20 protein-coding genes are annotated in these 21,441 nt (G+C 36.4%); 14 read left to right on the forward strand and 6 right to left on the reverse strand.

Annotated elements, in window-relative coordinates; all coding sequences use genetic code 11:
* Window positions 1–65 precede the first annotated feature (65 nt).
* Window positions 66–719: a hypothetical protein gene (locus BC008_RS08370; RefSeq protein WP_058183419.1), complete on the reverse strand. Its 654-nt coding sequence runs from the start codon at window positions 717–719 to the stop codon at window positions 66–68.
* Between the two features lie 340 nt (window positions 720–1,059).
* Complete coding sequence (locus tag BC008_RS08375; protein ID WP_027846527.1) at window positions 1,060–2,430, reverse strand: NB-ARC domain-containing protein; 1,371 nt, start codon at window positions 2,428–2,430, stop codon at window positions 1,060–1,062.
* 1,430 nt (window positions 2,431–3,860) lie between these two features.
* Between BC008_RS08375 and BC008_RS08380 the strand changes: the two genes are divergently transcribed.
* The 10 genes from BC008_RS08380 (at window position 3,861) to BC008_RS08425 (ending at window position 12,494) form a co-directional block, all read left to right on the forward strand.
* Window positions 3,861–4,478 (forward strand): hypothetical protein, encoded by a 618-nt coding sequence (locus tag BC008_RS08380; RefSeq protein WP_027846528.1) that lies wholly within the window; start codon window positions 3,861–3,863, stop codon window positions 4,476–4,478.
* 65 nt (window positions 4,479–4,543) lie between these two features.
* Window positions 4,544–4,912: a hypothetical protein gene (locus BC008_RS08385; protein WP_058183420.1), complete on the forward strand. Its 369-nt coding sequence runs from the start codon at window positions 4,544–4,546 to the stop codon at window positions 4,910–4,912.
* 138 nt (window positions 4,913–5,050) lie between these two features.
* A complete protein-coding gene (locus BC008_RS08390; protein WP_058183420.1) occupies window positions 5,051–5,419 on the forward strand; it encodes a hypothetical protein in 369 nt (122 codons plus the stop codon).
* Between the two features lie 138 nt (window positions 5,420–5,557).
* Window positions 5,558–5,926, forward strand: a complete 369-nt coding sequence (locus tag BC008_RS08395; protein ID WP_058183421.1) for a hypothetical protein — start codon at window positions 5,558–5,560, stop codon at window positions 5,924–5,926.
* A 161-nt stretch (window positions 5,927–6,087) separates the two neighbouring features.
* Window positions 6,088–6,465, forward strand: coding sequence for a hypothetical protein (locus BC008_RS08400; protein ID WP_027845492.1), 378 nt, complete (start codon window positions 6,088–6,090; stop codon window positions 6,463–6,465).
* Between the two features lie 107 nt (window positions 6,466–6,572).
* Window positions 6,573–7,061, forward strand: a complete 489-nt coding sequence (locus BC008_RS08405) for a hypothetical protein (RefSeq protein ID WP_027845491.1) — start codon at window positions 6,573–6,575, stop codon at window positions 7,059–7,061.
* Between the two features lie 180 nt (window positions 7,062–7,241).
* Window positions 7,242–8,387 carry an alanine--glyoxylate aminotransferase family protein gene (locus BC008_RS08410; RefSeq protein ID WP_027845490.1) on the forward strand — a complete coding sequence of 382 codons (1,146 nt, stop codon included), beginning with the start codon at window positions 7,242–7,244 and terminating at the stop codon, window positions 8,385–8,387.
* 144 nt (window positions 8,388–8,531) lie between these two features.
* A complete protein-coding gene (locus BC008_RS08415; RefSeq protein ID WP_027845489.1) occupies window positions 8,532–10,436 on the forward strand; it encodes an ABC transporter ATP-binding protein in 1,905 nt (634 codons plus the stop codon).
* 173 nt (window positions 10,437–10,609) lie between these two features.
* Window positions 10,610–11,959 (forward strand): hypothetical protein, encoded by a 1,350-nt coding sequence (locus tag BC008_RS08420; protein ID WP_027845488.1) that lies wholly within the window; start codon window positions 10,610–10,612, stop codon window positions 11,957–11,959.
* Window positions 11,960–12,224: 265 nt separating this feature from the next.
* A complete protein-coding gene (locus tag BC008_RS08425; protein ID WP_027845487.1) occupies window positions 12,225–12,494 on the forward strand; it encodes a GlsB/YeaQ/YmgE family stress response membrane protein in 270 nt (89 codons plus the stop codon).
* A 151-nt stretch (window positions 12,495–12,645) separates the two neighbouring features.
* Here the strand turns inward: BC008_RS08425 and BC008_RS08430 are convergent, their stop codons facing one another.
* Together BC008_RS08430 and BC008_RS08435 are read right to left on the reverse strand one after the other, a co-directional pair.
* Entirely contained in the window at window positions 12,646–14,022 is a 1,377-nt protein-coding gene (locus tag BC008_RS08430) for a 2Fe-2S iron-sulfur cluster-binding protein (RefSeq protein ID WP_027845486.1), read from the reverse strand.
* Window positions 14,023–14,254: 232 nt separating this feature from the next.
* Complete coding sequence (locus tag BC008_RS08435; protein WP_027845485.1) at window positions 14,255–14,956, reverse strand: DJ-1/PfpI family protein; 702 nt, start codon at window positions 14,954–14,956, stop codon at window positions 14,255–14,257.
* Window positions 14,957–15,064: 108 nt separating this feature from the next.
* Here BC008_RS08435 and BC008_RS08440 point away from each other — a divergent pair, with 108 nt between their 5' ends.
* Complete coding sequence (locus BC008_RS08440) at window positions 15,065–15,781, forward strand: LuxR C-terminal-related transcriptional regulator (protein ID WP_027845484.1); 717 nt, start codon at window positions 15,065–15,067, stop codon at window positions 15,779–15,781.
* A 14-nt stretch (window positions 15,782–15,795) separates the two neighbouring features.
* On the opposite strand, the gene BC008_RS08445 is transcribed toward BC008_RS08440, so the two are convergent.
* Entirely contained in the window at window positions 15,796–17,004 is a 1,209-nt protein-coding gene (locus tag BC008_RS08445) for an RNA-guided endonuclease InsQ/TnpB family protein (protein ID WP_058183423.1), read from the reverse strand.
* A gap of 365 nt (window positions 17,005–17,369) precedes the next feature.
* Between BC008_RS08445 and BC008_RS08450 the strand changes: the two genes are divergently transcribed.
* A complete protein-coding gene (locus tag BC008_RS08450; RefSeq protein WP_036269389.1) occupies window positions 17,370–18,380 on the forward strand; it encodes a FecCD family ABC transporter permease in 1,011 nt (336 codons plus the stop codon).
* 60 nt (window positions 18,381–18,440) lie between these two features.
* Window positions 18,441–18,638 (forward strand): hypothetical protein, encoded by a 198-nt coding sequence (locus BC008_RS48155; protein WP_153009548.1) that lies wholly within the window; start codon window positions 18,441–18,443, stop codon window positions 18,636–18,638.
* Here the strand turns inward: BC008_RS48155 and BC008_RS08455 are convergent.
* Window positions 18,617–19,435, reverse strand: coding sequence for an SDR family oxidoreductase (locus tag BC008_RS08455; protein ID WP_027846858.1), 819 nt, complete (start codon window positions 19,433–19,435; stop codon window positions 18,617–18,619). The genes BC008_RS48155 and BC008_RS08455 overlap by 22 nt on opposite strands.
* Before the next feature lie 465 nt (window positions 19,436–19,900).
* Between BC008_RS08455 and BC008_RS08460 the strand changes: the two genes are divergently transcribed.
* Window positions 19,901–21,277, forward strand: coding sequence for a PAS domain-containing sensor histidine kinase (locus BC008_RS08460; RefSeq protein WP_027846859.1), 1,377 nt, complete (start codon window positions 19,901–19,903; stop codon window positions 21,275–21,277).
* Window positions 21,278–21,441: the final 164 nt, after the last annotated feature.

Below are 21,441 nucleotides of genomic sequence, written 5' to 3' on the forward strand. Positions count from 1 at the left end.
GTGGTAAAAAGTACTTTTTTACTCTTTTATTATTGATTTATTTAAGTAATTACCGATTGTGACAGTTAGAGTGCGGAAGATGGGTTTGAAAGTTGTCGGTTGAGTTTTTCTTCAGGAATACCCAAACGTTGAGATAGTTCGGGTATAGTCATACTGATGTTACCCAACTTGACGCGGGTTGTATTATCTAAAACTACTTTTCGGTTGCGAACAGAGGGTTTACCTTCAACTCCAATATAAAGGGGACGCTCTTTTAAACCTGGAATAGTAGTAATTAGCTTCTCAATAGAATTTTGTGCTTTGCTTGGTAATTTATCAATCGGAACTTGATTCAAATCTATTACAGCACCGGATAATATTTTCCCTTCTGATATTTCAGTATTGGTAGCTTTAACAGCTTCTTTTAACTGGTTATTGGGAGTGGATACTAGTCCCGTTTCAATTAAAGTATTGAGTTCTTGCGAGTCGATTTTTGCTTCTCCAGGATTATTTGGATTTTCGAGACTCTGGGAAATTTTCTTCAATATTTCTTCACTCTCAAGCTTTTTTTGATATTGATTTTCACCTGTCTGTGGAGAATGGGTTTTTGAACTTCCAGTGCTTGCTGCTTGGTTTTGGTACCAAGAAGGTAAATAAGTTGCTTGTTGTAAGAAAAAAAATACAACTGCACCAGTACCAATAGTTACAGCAATAAGTAGGAGCAAAAATCGCTTCAACATTATGTAAGAATTTGGGTTAAGGGTGTGTCTATATAGCAGCACCTTTAAAAGCGCTACTTAAAATCTACAAGAACGACTACCCAATTTCCGAGAATATTTGGTGACTTTTACCAAAAAAATCACATTACAGAAGATAATTGTATCGCCTTGTAGTAGAAGAAAAAATTAATACTGCTATATTTTAAAAATTTAATTGGGTTCTGACTAGCAGGATTTCAGCAATACAGAGATAATATAATATTCTCCTCGCACCTGAAGAAAGAAAAAAAGCAGTACTAGAAGCCGATCCCACCTTTACACCCATGTCTGAAAATCCTGCTGAAATACTTATTAGTACAAACTAAAGAATTTTTGCAACATAATCCTTAAAAGCCTTTTTCAGTAATGTATCGTTACTAAACAAAGAGATCTTTTGGTCAATTGATTCATTTGTAATCCCCTCAATTAATCTTTCCTTGGTGTAATCCATTACCATTAGTTGCTGTGTGTATTTACTCGACCGCTTTTCTACTAGAGAACGACGATGTAAAGACTCGATAGCTTTTAATATCTTTGTTTGATGAACTACCGGAGTAATATCTTTTGCTAATTCTGGAATTGAAATCCAGCTACGATGAATCGCTAACCAATACATGATTATTTGCTCTAACGAAGATAGACGAGCAAATTGTGAATCTAACAAGCGACGAATACCATTTAAGACAATCGTATCTTGTTCTAGGAAGTCGGCTACTTTACCATCAAATAGGTCATTAATCGAAGTAGAAGAAATTTTTAAGGCTTTAGGATTACACCCATAATTCCAGCATAACTCTTGCTTTTCTTCTTCAGAACCAGATAACTCTTCCTGCTCAATTAAAGCTTGTGCTGTTTCCAAAGAACCTTTGAGATGCAAAGAACGAACAGATGACTTTTGACCTTCCAAGTCACTTATTTCAAATGGTTTTTCGCGACTAGTAAGAATAAAACAGCTTTGGTGATTCGTTTCTCCAATTAGTTTTAATAATTCCCCATACTCTTCATAGCCTTGGCTATATTCTCCAGTTAATTTTCCCGGTTCCAAAATTGTCTCGAAACGATCCAAAATTACTAGACAACGAGAAGAACGCAAGTGTTGAAGTAAACTTTCACTTTTAGTATTTCTGTCTTGTTTATCTGATAAAAAATAAACTAGTTCTCCTACAATATTTTTTTGGACAATGGTGTGACGTAGCGAACGCCAAATAACATATTCAAATTTATCTTTTACCTGTTCCATTAACTGTCCAGCAAGAGCAGTTTTTCCTATTCCACCAACACCTACAATTGCAATTAATCTACATCTATATTGTAGTACCCAATTTTTTAGAGTTCCTAATTCTTCCTCAGTTCCGTAAAAAACTGAAGTGTCGGGTGAATCACCCAGATCGCATCTTTTTTCTTTTTCCTGAGAATTTACAAACTTCTGAAGTTCTTTATGTCGTTCCAATGCTTGACGAAAATTCTTCTTTGTTACTTTCTCTCCCAACCCTTCGGAGAGTAAACGCCATAATTGAGAACCAACGTCTTTTTTAACGTAGTCTAAGCAATAACCATGAGTTTCTGCAAAATCTTCATATGTTTGATTTTTCCAAGATGCTTTTAATAAATCACTTTGTAAATCAGTTAGAAACTTACCAGTTAACGCAGAAATAGCTCGATCTGCAATGTTTAAAGCCTCTTCAGTAGTCATAAATAGGATTACTATATAGTAGGGTTTACTTACTTGTCAGGTTTTTTCGCTGACAAAATCCTCTGGCAGAAAATTAAGGTTTTGTTTTTTTATATTTATTGTTATTAAAGTTATTTGCGTAAGAGTTATTTTTTGAGAAACATAATTATTCTAGGGGTTACACAAATTATCTTTTTTTTTGCAGAGCTTCAACAAGATTTTTTTGAAAATGATTTTTTGGGGTTAATTTTTGTGTTGTAAATATTGATTATTGATTATTTTATTCAACTTGAGTAGTTCCAATTTACAAAAATTCAATGCTGAGTAAATTGATGATTGGGTAAATGTAGTTAAAAAACTATAATTTAGTTATAAAACTTACACAAAATTAACGTAATTGCGTCATTACGTTAGCGGATCCGCTAACCCTACACTGGGTTTCTGTCACAATAACAAATCTATGTCCTGCGGACAGACTATGCTTACGCTGCGTAATTCCTGAGTTAATGTACGCACATTTACTTAATTGTCTCAAAACAAGAACCTCAAAACTTTCTAAAGACATAAAAAATACTTTCCTAGATCTGGATAATACCTGGTATTAATTAATTTTTGACATGTTTTGTATACTCTTTAACTTTTTTCTAATTTTCTTTAAAATATCCTTGTAATTTATTCAGTTTTTCCACTTATTAAAACAGCTAATTAACTGGGGCTTATAAGTCAGAAATTAAATGTTATCAATCCGAAGTTATTAAACTTCATTTCCATGAAGATGATTTCAATCTTTATTCTGGAAATATTCATATAGTTATATAAAGATTTTATCTGCTTTAAAGTTTAAGGATATACCCCTCATATATGTCATATATGTAGATAAATTAAATATTAAAACCACCTGGATATTATTTCGTGTGTATTTAACTTACATAACAATCCTAAATAATTAATAAAAATCAATCTTGTAGAGATATTGTACTTAACGTTTGCCCATGCACAAATTAAATATGATTGCTATATTTTAATCTCATTACAAAGTAAGTAAGCTTCAAAGTATATATTTGCTATATTTATTTGTCTGATGCATTCACACTGTGTAAATTGTGGAAACTTTATGCCTCAGTTAAAGTCAATGTTCTTAAGTAAAAGTATTGCATTGTGTATCAATTCCTTCTAACTCCCCACAAAAACCCACCAAAGTCCCCTTTTTTTCTGCGCTCATAATGAGAATATTGAATTGTGAGGAGTTCGGAAACGGAAAAGCTCGATAAGTAAATTTTCGACAATACAATTTCAAAGGCGCAGCTTCTCAAATTCCAATCACGATACTAATCCTAAAGATGAGAGCACTTTGAGATTTTATATAGGATTTAAATAAAAAATATAAACTTATTATCAGCTTGATTGAATGCGATATAAATACTTGTTTTACCTTCACACAAGATTGTCCAATGCTTAAAAACAGTCTAAGGGCATTAACAATACATTTTGTAATATATCTGCTTTTAACCGCAGGTATCAATACAAAAGCCCAAGCACAATCTATTAATAACTCTGTTAATTCCCAATCTCAGCCCAATCAAGAACAAAGTTTAGATAACGACCAGAGAAATTCGGCTGCAATTAATCAAACAGGAGTTTATAACATTGGTGATTCTGCTACTTATAAAATTCAAGGTTTAGGTGGAAGACAAGTAGTTTGTCCCAAACCCTCTTTAATTCTTGGAACTTCCTATAGTTCATTTAATGGAATTAGTTTCTCCGATAATGCTTCTTATGGAGTTAATGCAGCTTTCGTCATTCCTTTAGGTGGAAGTTTGGAAAAAACTTGTAAGCGAATGGCTGAAACTATTTCTAGTAAGACTAAATATGACTTAGAAATTATAAATGCTCGCGCTTGTGCTGAATTAATCGGCGCTGGTGTTAGATTAAACCCCGATAGCTTCCCAACTCTGTCTAGTATTTGTGAAGGGGTTTCTATAGGTAGAAATAATACAAATGAGCCTAAAAACGTCAAAGGCTTTCAGTCTCGAACACTACCCAAATACGAGCCTGAGAAAGACAAATAACTTTGGGTTTTAAATAACTTCAACTTTCAAATAAATACAAATTTGAGTTTCGCAAGGAGACAATCATGAAAAAGGTTCTTGGTTTAGCTATTCTCGCTTCTTTAGTTGCAACCCCTGCTTTAGCTGGTGAAACCTTCGTCCGTAACGAATGGACAAAAAATCATTCACTCACAAAAACTGATTTGTATCTTAAATCCAATACTCATTCCAATCGCTACGAAAAATACGATTCCAATGCTGACAAGATTTATGTTGATGGCGATTTAGACTTTGGTAAAGGAGGAATTTCCTTCGATAAGTTGAGCGTTCACAAAGCCAGTGCTAGTCTTTGGGGTCATTACAACGAACACAATCATACAAATGTGTATGGAACTATCAAGACTCGCGCATATAGCAAGTCTAAAGCTCACGAAACAACCTCAGGTGTTCGTTAGTAAGGATATTAATTCCTAAAATTATTGAAAATCAAATCTCATAGGATGTTTAGGCGTCCTATGTAGTACTCAAACTTCAGCCTCAATAATACCTAAAGTTTAGATTCGGTAAACGAGTAATTTCACAAGGATAAAATCATGAAAAAAGTTCTCGGTTTAGCTATTCTCGCTTCTTTAGTCGCTACCCCTGCTTTAGCTGGTGAAACCTTCGTCCGTAACGAATGGACAAAAAATCATTCACTCACAAAAACTGATTTGTATCTTAAATCCAATACTCATTCCAATCGCTACGAAAAATACGATTCCAATGCTGACAAGATTTATGTTGATGGCGATTTAGACTTTGGTAAAGGAGGAATTTCCTTCGATAAGTTGAGCGTTCACAAAGCCAGTGCTAGTCTTTGGGGTCATTACAACGAACACAATCATACAAATGTGTATGGAACTATCAAGACTCGCGCATATAGCAAGTCTAAAGCTCACGAAACAACCTCAGGTGTTCGTTAGTAAGGATATTAATTCCTAAAATTATTGAAAATCAAATCTCATAGGATGTTTAGGCGTCCTATGTAGTACTCAAACTTCAGCCTCAATAATACCTAAAGTTTAGATTCGATAAACGAGTAATTTCACAAGGATAAAATCATGAAAAAAGTTCTCGGTTTAGCTATTCTCGCTTCTTTAGTCGCTACCCCTGCTTTAGCTGGTGAAACCTTCGTCCGTAATGAGTGGACAAAAAATAATTCACTCACAAAAACTGATTTGCATCTTAACTCCAATACTCGTTCCAATCGTTACGAAAAATACGATTCCAATGCTGACAAGATTTATGTTGATGGCGATGTAGACTTTGGGAAAGGAGGAATTTCCTACGATAAGTTGAGCGTTCACAAAGCCAGTGCTAGTCTTTGGGGTCATTACAACGAACATAATTATACAAATGTGTATGGAACTATCAAGACTCGTGCATATAGCAAGTCTAAAGCTCACGAAACAACCTCAGGTGTTCGTTAGTAAGGAAACTGATTCCTGAACTGCAAAAGAATCAATTCCTAAACTACAAAACCGATAGGACGCTTTGCTTCAGCGTCCTATCAATTTCTAAACTCAAGTATTAACAACAAACACCCAAATACGAGATAAAACAAGCAAGCAACTTTATAAAGAGAAAAATAATGAAAAAGGTTTTTGCTTTAACTATTCTCACCTCTTTGATTGCAACCCCTGCTTTAGCTGGTGAAACATTTGTTCGTAATGTATGGACAAATAGCAATAGTAGAACAGTAACTGATTTAAATATTGATTCTAAAACCATTTCAAATCGTTACGAAAAGTACACCACTACCGCAGATAAACTTTTCATTGACGGTAGTATCAAACCCGGAAAGATAGATGTCTCCTCCAAAAAATATAAGGATTATACGGTACACAGAGCAACTTCTACACTTGAGGGTAAATTTAACGAAGACATTATTACTAGAGTAGTAGGTAATATCAAAACTTACACAAACGTATACACGGAATCTCACGAAACAACCGCAGGTGTCCGTTAATCAAAATACTTGTCTTTCAAATAGTTTCTAATTCAACTTAAAAGCTTGATGTGATTTAACTTGATGTGATTTAAAGTACTCTAGGGCGGCTAACCGCCCTATTTATTATGAAAGATTCAATTCTCTTATCTCTTGCTATTTTCGGCTGTATTGCTTTTATTTATTCTCATAAAGATTTTTTCTTCAAGCAGTTTCCTCCTTTTTCTGCTAATTCTACATTTAGTTTTTCCAATGGACTTTTTCCCAACCGACGAATTCCTGGTCAAATTCCTACTAAACCAATCCAAACCCAGAACGGAAAGTATAAACCTCAAATTCGACGAGATTTATACAACTCTATATCTGAAGGAATGTCCTATGATGAAGTTCGCTCTATTATTGGCTGGGACGGAGTTTTAATCTATACAAACGAGCTTGATGATGGTGGTAAACAAATTAAAGAAAGAATCTATCAGTGGAACGATCAAGATATTTTTTCATCAAGTGATAACCCTCAAGGAGCAGGTGATTTAAATCCGTATTGGAGTGTAACCCTACAATTTCAAAATGATGCTCTGGTAGGGAAAAGCTTTCATAATTTACAGCAACCTGAATAAAATTTAATTGATGATTTTTGATTAATAGGTTATTGATTGAACAGTATTGATTGAAAATTTGGTTTTATGATTCGTCAATTCCCAGTATCTAAAATTTTACATTTACAAGATTTCACATTTGTTTGAAGCACTAATAAAATAAGCAAAGCGGGATAATGGATAATAAGTAACAAATAATCAATCATGCAAGCATCTTCCATCGATAATACCCAAAAGCTGCAACTATCACCTTTAGATACACCATCCCGTTTGCTGTTGGGACCCGGACCATCAAATGCTCATCCAACTGTGCTCAAAGCCATGAATACTGCTCCTGTTGGACATTTAGATCCGGCTTTTTTGAGATTAATGGATGAGATCCAATCCTTACTGCGCTACACCTGGCAAACAAATAACCCCATGACTATAGCAGTAAGCGGTACGGGTAGTGCAGCAATGGAAGCCACGATCGCAAATGCTGTAGAACCTGGTGACGTGGTATTAATTGGTGTCGCTGGATATTTTGGTAATCGCCTAGTAGACATGGCGGGTAGGTATGGTGCTGATGTCAGAACAATGACCAAGCCTTGGGGTCAAGTATTTAGTTTAGATGAAATTAAGCATCAATTAAATACCCATCGTCCGGCTATATTAGCCTTAGTTAATGCAGAGACTTCCACTGGTGCAAGACAACCATTAGAAGGAGTAGGTGAATTATGTCGGGAAGCTGGTTGCTTATTGCTAGTGGATACTGTTACCAGTTTAGGTGGTGTACCTTTATTTTTAGATGAATGGGGAGTTGATCTGGCTTACAGCTGCTCTCAAAAAGGTTTGGGTTGTCCTCCCGGAGCTTCACCTTTAACAATTAGTCCTCGAGCTATGAGCAAAATCCAACAGCGTCGGACTAAGGTTGCTAACTGGTATTTAGACGCAACGTTATTACAAAAATATTGGGGTCGAGAACGCACTTATCACCATACTGCTCCAATTAATTTATACTATGCTTTACGGGAATCTCTACGTTTAATGGCTGAGGAAGGATTGGAAAACTGCTGGAAGCGCCATCAATTAAATGCCGAATATCTCTGGGATAAATTAGAAGGTTTAGGGCTAAGTCTGCATGTAGAGAAAGATTTCCGTTTACCTACCCTTACCACCGTACGCATTCCTCAAGGCGTTGATGGCAAGGCAATTTCACAAAAATTATTAAACGAATATAATATTGAAATTGGTGGCGGACTGGGAGAACTCAAAGGTCAAGTGTGGCGAGTGGGACTTATGGGTTTCAATAGTCAAAAAGAAAATGTCGACCGACTCATAGAAGTCTTACAGAAAGTTTTACCATAAACATTGGATTTGCTTTCAGAAACAAAAGTGATTAATTTGACTTGTGAGTCAGAAGACTAAATTTCCAATAGCCAATTCTGATTCCCTAACCCAATTTGCAAAAGAAATGATTTTTTCATAGTAAAAATTAATATAATGCTCTTTATGAGCATCTCTCAATCACTTAAAAAATCTCAAAAACGTAACCGTCATCGTGAAAGTGATTGGCGGTTATTTTTGCGACTGGTACCCTATGCCCGTCGCCATCAGAAAACACTGGCACTGTCAATGTTGTTGCTAGTACCTTTAGCAGTGGCAAACGCCTTACAACCAATAATTATTGGGCAAGTTATATCTTTAATTCGCGGTGAAGACAGTGCTTATGAATTTCTGAAAAATTTGCCCTTATTACAAGGCTTAGGGATTTTACAAGGAGTTTTATTATTTACAGTTCTTTTTCGTTTACTATTTCAAGGTTTTCAAGGATTTTTAGTTCAAAAAGTCGGTCAACAAATTACAAACGATATCCGTCGAGATTTATTTCATCACGTTACATCTTTAGCTGTACGTTTTTTCGACAGTACACCTGTAGGTAAATTAATTACCAGACTTACCAGTGATGTGGAAGTTTTGGGAGATGTTTTTTCCACCGGAGCGATCGGTATCGTATCGGATATATTCTCGATGCTGGTAATCATTGGGTTTACTTTTTATACTCAGTGGCAATTAGCTTTGTTATTATTATTAGTTCTTTTACCGGTATCAGCATTAGTAGTTTATTTTCAGTACCAGTATCGTCAGGCTAATTACAAAGCTAGAGAAGAACTTTCGGGGCTAAACTCCACATTACAAGAAAATATTGTTGGCATTAATGTAGTGCAATTATTTCGGCGAGAAAGATTCAACTCGCAATTATTTCACAATGTCAACAAGCGTTATGTTAAACAGGTCGACAGAACTATTTTTTATGATTCGGCGGTATCAGCTACCTTGGAGTGGGTTGCTTTAATTGCAACTACAATTATCCTATGGGCTGGTGGCTGGCTACTTTTAGAAAAACAATTGGATTTTGGTACTATATCAACATTTATTTTCTTTGCTCGTAAGGTATTCGAACCTCTACAGCAATTTGCAGAAAAATTTACAGTTATTCAATCGGGCTTTACAGCGATTGAAAGAGTGAGTGAAATTTTAGATGAACCGATAGAAATTCGCGATTTAGAAAATCCTCGATTTTCCATTTTTGATTCCCAATTGGGGTATGTTGACGAACTGGACAATCACGAACAAGCATCAAGTAATAAACCAAACTTAGGTGAAATTAAGTTTGAAAATGTTTGGTTTGCTTATAAAAATGACGATTATGTAATTAAAAACTTAGACTTTACCATTCACCCTGGCGAGAAGGTAGCATTAGTTGGTCCTACTGGTGCGGGTAAAAGTTCAGTTATTCGCTTGTTATGTCGCCTTTACGAACCCACTAAGGGGCGGATTTTAGTAGATGGTATTGATATTAGGGAAGTACCACAAGCTGAATTAAGGCGATATATGGGAGTAATTCTCCAGGAAGGATTTTTGTTTGCTGGTGATGTAAAAAGTAATATTAGCTTAGGGGATAGTTACAGTATTGAAGAAGTCCAAGAAGCAGCAGCAAAAACGAATGTTGACAAATTTATTGAAAAACTACCCCAAGGTTACGACAGTGAATTACGGGAGAGGGGAACTAATCTTTCCAGTGGAGAAAAACAACTTTTAGCTTTTGCTCGTGCTGCGATTCGCAATCCTCAGATTTTAGTTTTAGATGAAGCTACAGCTAATTTAGATGTGGGGACAGAATGTTTAATTCAAGATGCTTTACAGGAACTTTTGCAAAGTCGTACAGCTATTATCATCGCCCATCGTCTTTCTACTATTCGCAATGTGGATCGAATTTTTGTTTTACAGAGCGGAGAACTGGTCGAAAGGGGAAGTCATGAGGAATTATTAGAGCAGGGAGGAATGTACGCAACCCTCCATAATTTGCAGATGTTGGGGACTTCTGAGCAGAGTAAGCGAATTACTAAAAGTTGATTGGTAGTTGGCAGTTAGTAATCGATAATAAGTAATGTTGTGCGATCCTAATTTTGGATAAGCTTGATTGCTGATGCTCAAATATTCTCCCACCAATGACAGGGGCTAGAAAAATCGTAATAATCATGGTGGGATTAAATACAATAATTTGAGTGTCTTGCAGAGGTTGAGTTGTGGATTCAATTTTAGAAACAGCGAAGAACTTACACGCAGAATTACTAGATTTCATATTGTCCGCAGAAGGCGATCTTGCGACAGCATTGGAAACTTTTAGCGCTGAGCAATTAGCTAAATTTTCCCAATCTCAGTACCAAGGAACATCTCAAAATGAGATGGTAGTTTCTATGTTTATTAATGAGGGTGTGGTAAATGACAAAACACCGTTAGATATTTTCCTTGCTGAGCACCCAGAATTATCTGATGTCCAAAATCAACTACTTCAAAATTGGCGACGGAGTTTTATTGGCTTATTTGCTGTAACCCAAATTATATCTGATGGTTTTGAGTTAATGAACTGGATGACTGGTAAAAATTATACTCTCAAACCCAAGGATGAATCGGAAATACAGCAACTCGCAAGGGTTAAAGATGGTGAAATTTTACTGACTCGTATTTCTCCTGTCACAGAAAGTTATTGGATGTTTTCTGGTCCAATCACATTAATGGGTAAATTGGGTAAACCCAAGCTATCGGTAGCGATCGGGAATTTTAAACAGCATTATAAAAATCATCTGTACGGCGATGCTCCAGAAATGCTAGAAGAAGCATGGTTATCAGTAGAACGATATCATGAATCATTTACTGACTTCTTCAACAGCGATGAAGTGACTTTACCTGGATACAAATTAGAAAAAAAATTAGCAGAATTTCAAGATATGGTCGCGCAAAGTCAGTTAGAATCTGCAGGAATTGACAGTTCTAAATCCCTATCCCAATTAGCTCAAGAAGCAGGAGTCTCCCAAGAGGAAATTCAAGACACTGCAGAATCAATTGGTATTGATGGTAAAACAGCAGCAAAATTATTCGATAGTAACAATAGTGCAAAAATGGTTTTGCCAAAAGTCGAATTACCAAACCATCTAAAAAAATCAGAACAAGTAACTGTCATTAATCATCCTCGTTGGGGACAAGTATTTTTAGCAAATCATGCAAAACTTAAGATTTTCTTAACAGAATCAGACGGTCAAAATAATCCTGATTTGGAAAAATTGATAAGAGAATATTTAGAATCCCCAGAAATTAATACAGCTATTTGGCAACGTCTTAAGAATGAATACCCAGAGCAATTAGAAAATATTTTGCAAGTAGTATTAAAACGCCCAGAGTTTAATATAAAATCTGATTTAGAAGATTTGTTAAGGCAATTTGATAAAACCGAACAACCTGAATTACCAGAAATTGCTAGCGTACCCATACATTTACATAATTTATTTCAAGAAGCATTAAGAGAAGTTAATAAAAAACAGAAATCAAAAGGTAAAGGTAAGGGTAAATCAAAAGCGGGTTTTGGCTTCAAATCTTAATGAAATAGCTTGGAATATAAGTTTATCTATCTCTAGAATAGTAATTTTGTTTCTAATTGTAGAGATAAACTTCGTCCAAAATTGCTATTCTAGTTTATAGTTAACTACTTGATTATCAAAAATTACATCTTCTATAATCAAAAATGTTAGAGCGTCAAATTTCGGTTTTACTACTAAGCAACCGTTGATAGTATTTTGTTCGCGATTTTGTATTAAATTACCTATCACTAGAAACAAAGAAGAACATTAATTTAGGGAGAAAAATATGAATATTATTGCTTGGGTCATTTTAGGTCTGATTGCTGGAGCAATCGGTAAAGCAATTTACCCCGGACATCAAGGTGGCGGAATTCTTGCAACCATGCTTTTAGGGATTGTGGGAGCCTTTTTGGGTGGTAGTTTAATGACTTTATTAACTACGGGACAACTCACGTTAACAGCAGCGACTTTAAGTATTCCAGGAATTGTTGTTGCAGTTATTGGAGCAATGCTTGCAATCTTCTTGTGGGGATTAATGACTAAAAGCAACGCTTAAGAGATTGCATATATAACCTTCAAGTATAAAGTTCTCTCTGAGTCCACATAGCTGATAAAAACACAGATGAGATCTGTAAAGACGTAGCATGCTACGTCTTTACAAACAGTTTTTGCTGCAAAAGAATAGTAAGCAATGGTGGCTATTGCAGTTAAAGGTCGATAACCACTCTAGATGACTTCGGTTTACAAACGCAAATTAGGACAGAACCTTCATCTGGAGTTCCAGTTGGAGGCTCTTCATATTCAACTTCCCCTTCATTAAGAGCACACATACAAGTTAGGCAAATACCTTGACGACAACTGTAATCAGCATCAATTCCATTAGCTTCAGCAAATTCCAAAATACTACCATCACTATCCTGCCAATTTAGGGTTTTACCAGATTTGGCAAAAACTATCTCTGCACTACGCTCATTTCCACTATTCTGTACATTTGTATCTTTAGTTGTTACGTTTGTTTTCGCACCTCCTCCAAAAGACTCAAAGAAAACTTTACCTTCTGGTACACCCCATTCCTTAAGTCCTTCCCTTAAAGATTGTAAAAATGGCGGAGAACCGCATAAAAAATATTCTGCATCTTGGGAACCACAAATTTTTTCTATCTCTGGAGCTACGGACTGTTTAAGCAACTCCGCATTAACGTAACCCACACTTTGGTATTTACCATTATCTTCTGGTTGGGGTCGACTGTAGCGAAAATGAACCTGGAGATTAGGATATTGTTGGGCGATCGCCTTGATTTCATTTTCAAAAGCATGAAACTTACCATTTCTCGCACCATGGACAAACCAGAGATGTCGCGTGGAGTTAAAATTTTTGCAAGCCTTCGCCATGCTCATCATTGGAGTGATTCCAACTCCATTACTGATCAGTACTGCAGGTAAAGATTTATTAAGATCCAAGAAAAACTTACCCGCAGGTGGTTTTGCTGGAATTATAGTACCTTCCTGAACCTGATCGTGCATAAAACTGGAAGCTAAACCGGGGGGTAAATCGGAATTTTTGGGTGCTCCCTCTCGTTTAATAGAGAGGCGATAATAGGTACCGCTTTCTGAATAATCGGAAAGGGAGTAAGTACGAATTACAGGTTTATCTTTTTCGGGTATATCTAATTTAATCGTCAGGAATTGACCGGGTTTAAAGCCGGGTATGCTACCTCCATCTTGAGGTTTAAGATAGAAGGAGGTAATTTCTTCACTTTCCCTAACTTTGCGAATCACTACAAAATTACGCCAGTCTTGCCAACCTGCAGTATTTGTAACCTGCTTTTCCTCGCTTGAGACTCGATTAGGTGTTTGATTCGTTCGGGTAGAATTAGTTTTACTTGTGGTCACTAAACCAAATATAGCACCGCACCCGGCAGCTAACAGGGAACCGTAAACACCTACTGTGTGAACAGATTCATCTTTAGGCTTGGTAAAACCAATTAATACAGCGGATGTAATTATTACTGCGGAAAAAGCTGCTGTTGCACCTGCAATACTTCTAGTTAAAGGACTTTGGATTTTTCCTAGACTGTCAAGCATGATATCCCAGAAAAAGCAACGATCCAGCTCAATTTACCATTTAGTATCAAAAAAATATGTTACAGTGCGTTACTTAGTGAGAGTATGATGCTAACAGTATCAAGTTAACGGTATCAATTTGTAACAACCACTCAATGCCAATAATTTTAATGCGACATATGGAAGTCATTGGGGTACTACGACTTATATTTACGGATCCTGAATAGCAAGTATATTAATTGAGCGTTCGCAACTAACTTAACAAAGATAAACGTTTAGATACTCTTTCTGTAGCTGCTAAATTTACTGATAATAGTTCTCCTGCAAATTGTTTGATTTTTCCAACTAAAACCGTACCTGCTGTTTCTGGAGAACCTGTATTAAAAGGAGGTGCGGGATTATATTCCAATATTAACTGCAATCTTTTTGCTGTATCTTCATCATAAAGTTGAGCAGCAATTACTAAAGCAAAATCAATACCTGCTGTAATTCCACCACCTGTAATCCTGTTGCGATCAATTACAACTCTTTCGGTAGATACTTCAACTCCCAACATTTTAAGGTAGTCCCGAAAAAGCCAGTGACAGGCGGCTCGATATCCTTGTAATAATCCTGCTGCGGCTAAAATCATTGAACCAGTACAGACAGATGTAATATATTTTGCATCCTTCGCTTGGGAACGCAAAAATTTTAACACTTGCTCATCCTCCATCATCTCTACTTGTCCCCTACCACCAGGTACGCAAATAACATCGAGTCGGGGACAATCATCAAAAGTAGTACTGGGTAAAATTTTCAATCCTTCAGAACTTATCACCGTTTCTAAAGATTTCCAGATTAGGTGAATCACAGTATTGGGAAAAAAAGCAAAAACCTGATGTGGTCCAGTTAGATCGAGCTGTGTCATACCGGGATACATTACTAAACCGATATGATATTTCACTTCATCATTCATCTTTAAATTACTCTTAACATTGCTTTACACACTATGCTAGAAGTAACAATACAGCTTGAATAGTACCCAAACGGGTAGATTAAATCTATTTTTCGTACACATCTTCTAATGGTAGCTAAATCTCTTCACACCTTATTCCATAAGTTAGCGGTCGCAGAAGACGAGCATCAACTAAGAATGAATTATATGGATACAGTTGGCGAACACTTCGGCGCACAGCGTTGGGGTATACATATGCTAGATCGGCATTTCCGCTCCAGAGCAGTTGATATCCAAGGAATATCCAAAGTAGAGAAATTTTTGGAGCTTTATGAAAAAGTCGGGCGTGCAGTGGATCCAGTAATGCGCTATGTGATGGAATATCATGCTCCCGCCCATGAGAAAATGATCTTACCTCCTGACGGTTGGAAACAATCGCTGCTATATCAAAATTGTTGCGGTTACTACGACCACGAGCATATTATGACTGGTCCCATTGTTGGTGATGGTCAGTTAATTGGTGCACTTCATTTTGCTCGGGTTGGTGATACTAAACCATTTACTCACCAAGATATTATCGAACTCAGTGCAGTCTGTATTCACATGTCAGCTTGTCTTGCGAAGATCCAAACACAACGGACAAAACTTGATTCTTTCCTAATTAGTCACCTCACATCAAGGGAAATACAAATCGCTGAACTTGTAGCTCAAGGACTTACCAATAAAGAAATAGCTCGCAAACTTTGGATATCTCCTAATTCTGTAAAACAAGCATTGAAACGAATGTTTCGTAAATTAGAAGTATCAACCGTTCATAGAAATCTATACAAAACTACTCAAAAGTAATCAATAATAGTCTTCTATATTTGTAGCCGAGTCCAAAGATCCAGAGCTACAGGGATAAACGGCAATCCCTCTATTCCCTCAAAAACATCGGGAATTACTTTACGTATAATATTCATACTCCCATTAGTATCTGCATTGATTAGCTTACCAGTGGCGGTTTGATATAGTCCTCTTTGAATGCGTTTACCACTAAATTTATATTTAGTATTTGGACTATATTTTGGTAATTTGTCTCCATCTAGAGCACTAGCTTTACTGGTGTAACTTTCAGAGGTGACAATAACTTCAATTCCAGATAATTTAGCCTTATAAGTGAGTAAATTAATTAATCTGGAGTGAGGTATTTGAGTAAATTTCTGGTTATTAATTTTACCAATATTGATATTTTGTTTCCAACCTTGATTATTACCAATGATTAAAATTGAAATATCGTTTTTCAAGCACCAGTTAATTACTCTACGACTAGCTGTGTGTAAGTAATTATTAACTCTATTATCACGTTTGTGATTTAACTGTTTAATTTGTCTCCAAGCTTCTTTTGATTGGGCAGTTACCAATTTTTTATTGAAAAATTGATTGATACTTTTCAATGGTCTACCATTAACCAACAAAGGTTTTAAACCTGGTTGGTTGGAAGTTACAGCCATCAAATTTGTCAATCCTAAATCAATACCGGCTACCCATGGAGATTGCTTTGATTCTACTTGAGCGTAGGTGTAGATTACCTCAATTACATAACAGTTAAGTTTTGGAACTATGCGAACTTGGTCTACTTTTTTAATTTTAGTGGGGAAACAAATATCAACTTGTGACAGTTTAATTAAGCCTTTTTTTAGGGTAGGTTGTGATATTGCATCACAAGGATAAATAACCACATATCTCCCACGTTCTTTATGTTTATAACCTGGTATTTTTGGTCTACCTAAATACTTGTGGGGATATTTCTTGAAGTCTTTTAAAGCTGATAACCAAGATTTCCAAGTTTCCGATACTTTCCTAACTATTTGTTTACTAACTTTAGTTGGTAAATACCTGTATGATTCTAAGTTTTTAGTGGCGTGGTAAATATCAACACAATTGTAGTATTTCCCTGTTTGAAAAAAGTATTGGCGTTGGGTATAAGTAGTGGCATTATATAAATGTTTTGCCTGTAAACTTAAATAGTCACAATCTTTCCAGAACTTATGCTGTCTATTAATTACGTGCTTTTCTACTAGCTGCATCTTACATAAATTTTGGCGACCCCATTTGTTTAAGTTATTAAATTTTTAAGCATTATACTCCAAGGGTGAACAATATAGGAATAGTCAAGCTCTCAAGTTAAAAAATCTATAACAAACCTGCACAGTAAATTCACCGTTACGTTAATATAAACAGCAAGAATTAGGTGCAAATAGCATTTTGGATGTTGTTGGGCTAGCGACAAAAAATAAACCTACTCAATAAAAGTAGATTTGACTAGTTATGAATAGATATTACCTAACTGCTGCTAACCCGAGCAGAAATGGTGGGAAAGTTATCTCAATAAATTTAATTCCATAAATTTAACTCAATAAAATTATCTCGATCGCAACTAGCCAAAAAGCAAATGTACAAAATCAAAACAAATTTCCTAGATGGTCGCCTGTTTATAGCTGTTTCATTATTAACAACAGCATTAGTAGTAACTTCAATGGCTTCTTTATCCCTAGGTTCTGTTTCCATCAGCTTACCGGATATCTGGCAGGCATTATTACATGAAGGGGATCCAATTAACCAAACAATTATTTGGGATTTGCGAATGCCGCGCATTATTGCTGCAATGCTTGTAGGATCTGCTTTAGGAATGTCAGGAGCTTTACTACAGGGAATGTTGCGTAATAGTCTTGCTAGCCCATTTATTCTGGGTATTTCTGCAGGTGCAGGACTAGTAACCGTAGGAATGATTGTTTTAGGAATATGGATTAACTGGGTTCCATTTGCTGCTTGGTTGGGAGCGATTATCACTGCGATTACGGTAATTTTTCTTGGTCGCAGTCAAGGAGGAATTCGAGTTGAAAGGTTGGTGTTAGGTGGTGTAGCGGTTAGTTCTTTATTAGGTGCGGTTCAAAGTACATTATTACTGTTAGCCGAAGATGGTAGGGTACAACAAGCCCTCAACTGGTTAATTGGTAGCTTAAATGGACGTGGTTGGGAGCAAGTAAAAATAGCTGCGCCTTATATGTTAACTGCATTGGTGATAGGATGTTTGCTCGCCAGATGGGTGAACGTATTAGCTTTGGGAGATGACTTAGCAGTAGGTTTGGGAGTTTCCCTAGTACGCAGTAGGCTTTTAATTGGTGGTGTAGCAACTCTTTTAGCTGCAGGTGCGGTAAGTATTGCAGGGTTAATTAGTTTTGTGGGATTGGTAGTTCCCCATGGAGTACGCTTATTAGTTGGAACTGACTACCGCGTATGTTTACCCTTATCAGCCCTTGGTGGTGCATGGTTATTAACCTTTGCGGATTTGCTTTCCCGTCTGGGAGCAGTGGAGTTACCTGTAGGTTCGGTAACTGCTTTGCTTGGTTCTCCCGTATTTATTTGGTTACTGTATCGGCGTTCTGGAGCGATGACAGGTTAGGACAGACAAATCAAAAGTCAAAAGTCATTAGCGCCTAGCGGAGCGTAACGTAGTTATTGCGTGTCCGCAGGACATAAGTCAAAAGTCAGGACAGACCGCGCCTATGGGGAGCAGAAGTCAGAAGTCAGAAATCAGAAGTCAGAAGTCAGAAGTCAGAAGTCAGAAGTCAGAAGTCAGAAATTAGAAATTACTCATTACTCATTACTCATTACTCATTACCCATTACCCATTACCTACTACAACTGCTCAAAAAGCTGATTCCAATCCAACTCCGATGGTCTTGCTCCCTGATTAACAATCTCAAAAGTTTTATTCACAGAATTCGAATTTCTAATCGATTCCACACAAGCATTAGCTACATCAATTCGGCTGGTTTGACCGGTTAATTTATCCCCCGTTCCTAATACCACGCCAAGTTTACCTCCTGTTTTCGCTCTGATTAAGGTATTGAGATCGTAGGAGGTATAAGGACCATCTATTAAACGTCCAGGTCGGATAATGGTATATGGTAATCCAGAGTTAATGATAGTTTGTTCTGCCTGTTGTTTCGCATCCAATACACCAAAACCATTGAGGATGTTATAAGGAAATTGGTCTTTGCGTTCCACACCACAAGAAGATATAAACACAAACCGTTGTAAATTTTTTGGTGCTGCTGCAACTAAGTTACTTACACCAACCGCATCGACCTTGTAGGGGCTATTTTTTGCTTTAGCTTTAGCTTTTTCGGGGTCAAAAAATAGCAAAAATGACTCAATAAAATTTGGATCTCCCTCAAAATCCCATTTTGCAGAAGGAAAAGCAGTTGTTCCACTGCAACAGATAATGTGGGTAAGGTTGGACATAGCTGCGGGTAAAGTTTCGGGATCGCGGATATCTCCGAGCGCAATATCTACTTTACCTGCAAACATATTTTCTGCTTTGGATACATTACGTGTCAGAACCCTGACCTGAAAACCTTCAGAAAGTAACTTGGCTACTGTTAATTGTCCAACTCCACCAGTAGCACCAGCAACTAATACTAAGTTTTCATCTGAAATACTGTTTGAAGTCATAACTGTAGCCGGGAATAACTCTTGTTTCTATGATAATGGGAAGAGTTACTGTTAATTAACCCTGTTCTCCAATCCCCATATGACGCTTACGCGTCACGCCTTGCTAACACTGCGAAAGCAGTGCGGGCGTACCCCAATCCCCAATCCCTAATCCCTAATCACCTATAATGGATGATTAAAGTTTTAGACTATTTCTTAAGCATTTACACTTATAGCCGAGATGAACTAATATAACTACAAAATTACGGAATAAATATACACTGGAAATCTAAACTTGATATTTAGTTAAATATAATGAAGTAACTTCTCATTGAAGAGTAGACTAGAAAAATCTCGTTCTACCATTTTTTACACCCAAGCAACATCCGGGATAGCTCTACTGTGTATGTATACTCTCAACTAAACGTATCTAGTTGATATTCTGTATCGGGAAAATCGCTTAAATAAAGGATTATTAACAAAAGGATGTATTTCAAAGAATGTATTTCCATTCTAGATTTTTTGTGTTCTCAAGAGGCGATTTTTTTGGAAAATGCTCGTCTTTATGAAGAGTCCCAGCGAAACCTGGATATATTACGGGAGAGCGAACAGCGCTTCCGGTACTTATTTGAGTCGACTCCTACAATCGCGATGCAGTGTTATAACCGTCATCGTCAAGTAATTGCTTGGAATACAGCCAGTGAATCTTTATATGGCTATTCTCAAACAGAAGCACTCGGTAAGCAGTTGGAAGATTTGATTATTCCTCCACATATGCGAGAATTCGTTATAAAGGCTGTTAATAAGTGGTTATTTGAAGGAATTCCAATTCCACCATCTGAGCTTGGTTTAATGCACAAAGATGGTTCAATTGTCAGCGTTTACTCCAGTCACGCAATTTTTACAAACATGGCTGGGGAAAAAGAAATGTATTGCTTTGATATTGATATTCGTGATCGCAAAGCAGCTGAAGCAGCGATTAAGCAAAAATCTCAAGAGCTGGAACAAGCACTTCAATACTTACAAGAAGCACAGCTACAGATAGTGCAAAGTGAAAAAATGTCTGCCCTTGGGAATCTGGTTGCAGGTGTTGCTCACGAGATTAATAATCCTGTCGGTTTTATTGCCGGTAATGTTCGAGAAGCAATCGCTTCTGTTATAAATATTACAGAATACCTGCGACTTTACCAAGAAAAATTTCCCAATCCTGGCGATGAAATTACACAAAAAGCCGCAGAATTTGAAATAGAATATCTATTAGAAGACTTGCCGAAAATGTTGCGGTCTATGGAAATTGGGTGTGAACGTATCAAAAATATTAGTAATAGCTTAACAACTTTTTCTCGCTCGGATAAAGATTACAAAGTATTATTTGATATCCATAAAGGTATTGATAGCACTATTTTAATTCTTAAACATCGCCTCAAAGCTAACAAAAAACGCCCAGCCATTGAAATTGATACTGAGTATGATAATTTACCTCAAGTCAAATGCTTTCCTGGACAGTTAAATCAGGTATTTATGAATATCCTAGCCAATGCAATAGATGCTTTAGATGAATCGAGCATTGGTCGCAATTGTGCAGAACTGGAAAATAATCCCAACCGAATTAACATTAAGACTTTTCTTGAAGATGATCGTGTCAAGATTTCCATTGTCGATAATGGTAAGGGGATGTCTGAAGTAGTTAAACAAAAAATCTTCGACCGTCAATTTACGACCAAAAGTGTAGGTAAAGGAACAGGATTAGGATTAGCGATCGCTCGTCAAATTGTGGTAGATAAACATGGCGGTAATTTGGAGGTCAGTTCAGTTTTGGGAGAAGGTACAGAGTTTATAATTACGATTCCTCTAAATGAGTAATAAGTAATAAGTAATAAGTAATAAGTAATAAGTAATGAGTAATAAGTAATAAGTAATAAGTAATGAGTAATAAGTAATAAGTAATAAGTAATGAGTAATAAGTAATGAGTAATAAGTAATGAGTAATAAGTAATGAGTAATAAGTAATGAGTAATAAGTAATAA

Source organism: Mastigocoleus testarum BC008, assembly GCF_001456025.1.
GTDB classification, from domain to species: Bacteria; Cyanobacteriota; Cyanobacteriia; order Cyanobacteriales; family Nostocaceae; genus Mastigocoleus; species Mastigocoleus testarum.

What these genes read in the sequence shown, in the direction of transcription:
- BC008_RS08370 (WP_058183419.1), bottom strand. Translation starts at nt 719, where the DNA reads ATGTTGAAGCGATTTTTGCTCCTACTTATTGCTGTAACTATTGGTACT.
- BC008_RS08395 (WP_058183421.1), top strand. Translation starts at nt 5,558, where the DNA reads ATGAAAAAAGTTCTCGGTTTAGCTATTCTCGCTTCTTTAGTCGCTACC.
- BC008_RS08450 (WP_036269389.1), top strand. Translation starts at nt 17,370, where the DNA reads ATGTACAAAATCAAAACAAATTTCCTAGATGGTCGCCTGTTTATAGCT.
- BC008_RS08385 (WP_058183420.1), top strand. Translation starts at nt 4,544, where the DNA reads ATGAAAAAGGTTCTTGGTTTAGCTATTCTCGCTTCTTTAGTTGCAACC.
- BC008_RS08400 (WP_027845492.1), top strand. Translation starts at nt 6,088, where the DNA reads ATGAAAAAGGTTTTTGCTTTAACTATTCTCACCTCTTTGATTGCAACC.
- BC008_RS08430 (WP_027845486.1), bottom strand. Translation starts at nt 14,022, where the DNA reads ATGCTTGACAGTCTAGGAAAAATCCAAAGTCCTTTAACTAGAAGTATT.
- BC008_RS08460 (WP_027846859.1), top strand. Translation starts at nt 19,901, where the DNA reads ATGTATTTCAAAGAATGTATTTCCATTCTAGATTTTTTGTGTTCTCAA.
- BC008_RS08375 (WP_027846527.1), bottom strand. Translation starts at nt 2,430, where the DNA reads ATGACTACTGAAGAGGCTTTAAACATTGCAGATCGAGCTATTTCTGCG.
- BC008_RS08425 (WP_027845487.1), top strand. Translation starts at nt 12,225, where the DNA reads ATGAATATTATTGCTTGGGTCATTTTAGGTCTGATTGCTGGAGCAATC.
- BC008_RS08415 (WP_027845489.1), top strand. Translation starts at nt 8,532, where the DNA reads ATGAGCATCTCTCAATCACTTAAAAAATCTCAAAAACGTAACCGTCAT.
- BC008_RS08455 (WP_027846858.1), bottom strand. Translation starts at nt 19,435, where the DNA reads ATGACTTCAAACAGTATTTCAGATGAAAACTTAGTATTAGTTGCTGGT.
- BC008_RS08380 (WP_027846528.1), top strand. Translation starts at nt 3,861, where the DNA reads ATGCTTAAAAACAGTCTAAGGGCATTAACAATACATTTTGTAATATAT.
- BC008_RS08445 (WP_058183423.1), bottom strand. Translation starts at nt 17,004, where the DNA reads ATGCAGCTAGTAGAAAAGCACGTAATTAATAGACAGCATAAGTTCTGG.
- BC008_RS08390 (WP_058183420.1), top strand. Translation starts at nt 5,051, where the DNA reads ATGAAAAAAGTTCTCGGTTTAGCTATTCTCGCTTCTTTAGTCGCTACC.
- BC008_RS08440 (WP_027845484.1), top strand. Translation starts at nt 15,065, where the DNA reads ATGGTAGCTAAATCTCTTCACACCTTATTCCATAAGTTAGCGGTCGCA.
- BC008_RS08435 (WP_027845485.1), bottom strand. Translation starts at nt 14,956, where the DNA reads ATGAATGATGAAGTGAAATATCATATCGGTTTAGTAATGTATCCCGGT.
- BC008_RS08405 (WP_027845491.1), top strand. Translation starts at nt 6,573, where the DNA reads ATGAAAGATTCAATTCTCTTATCTCTTGCTATTTTCGGCTGTATTGCT.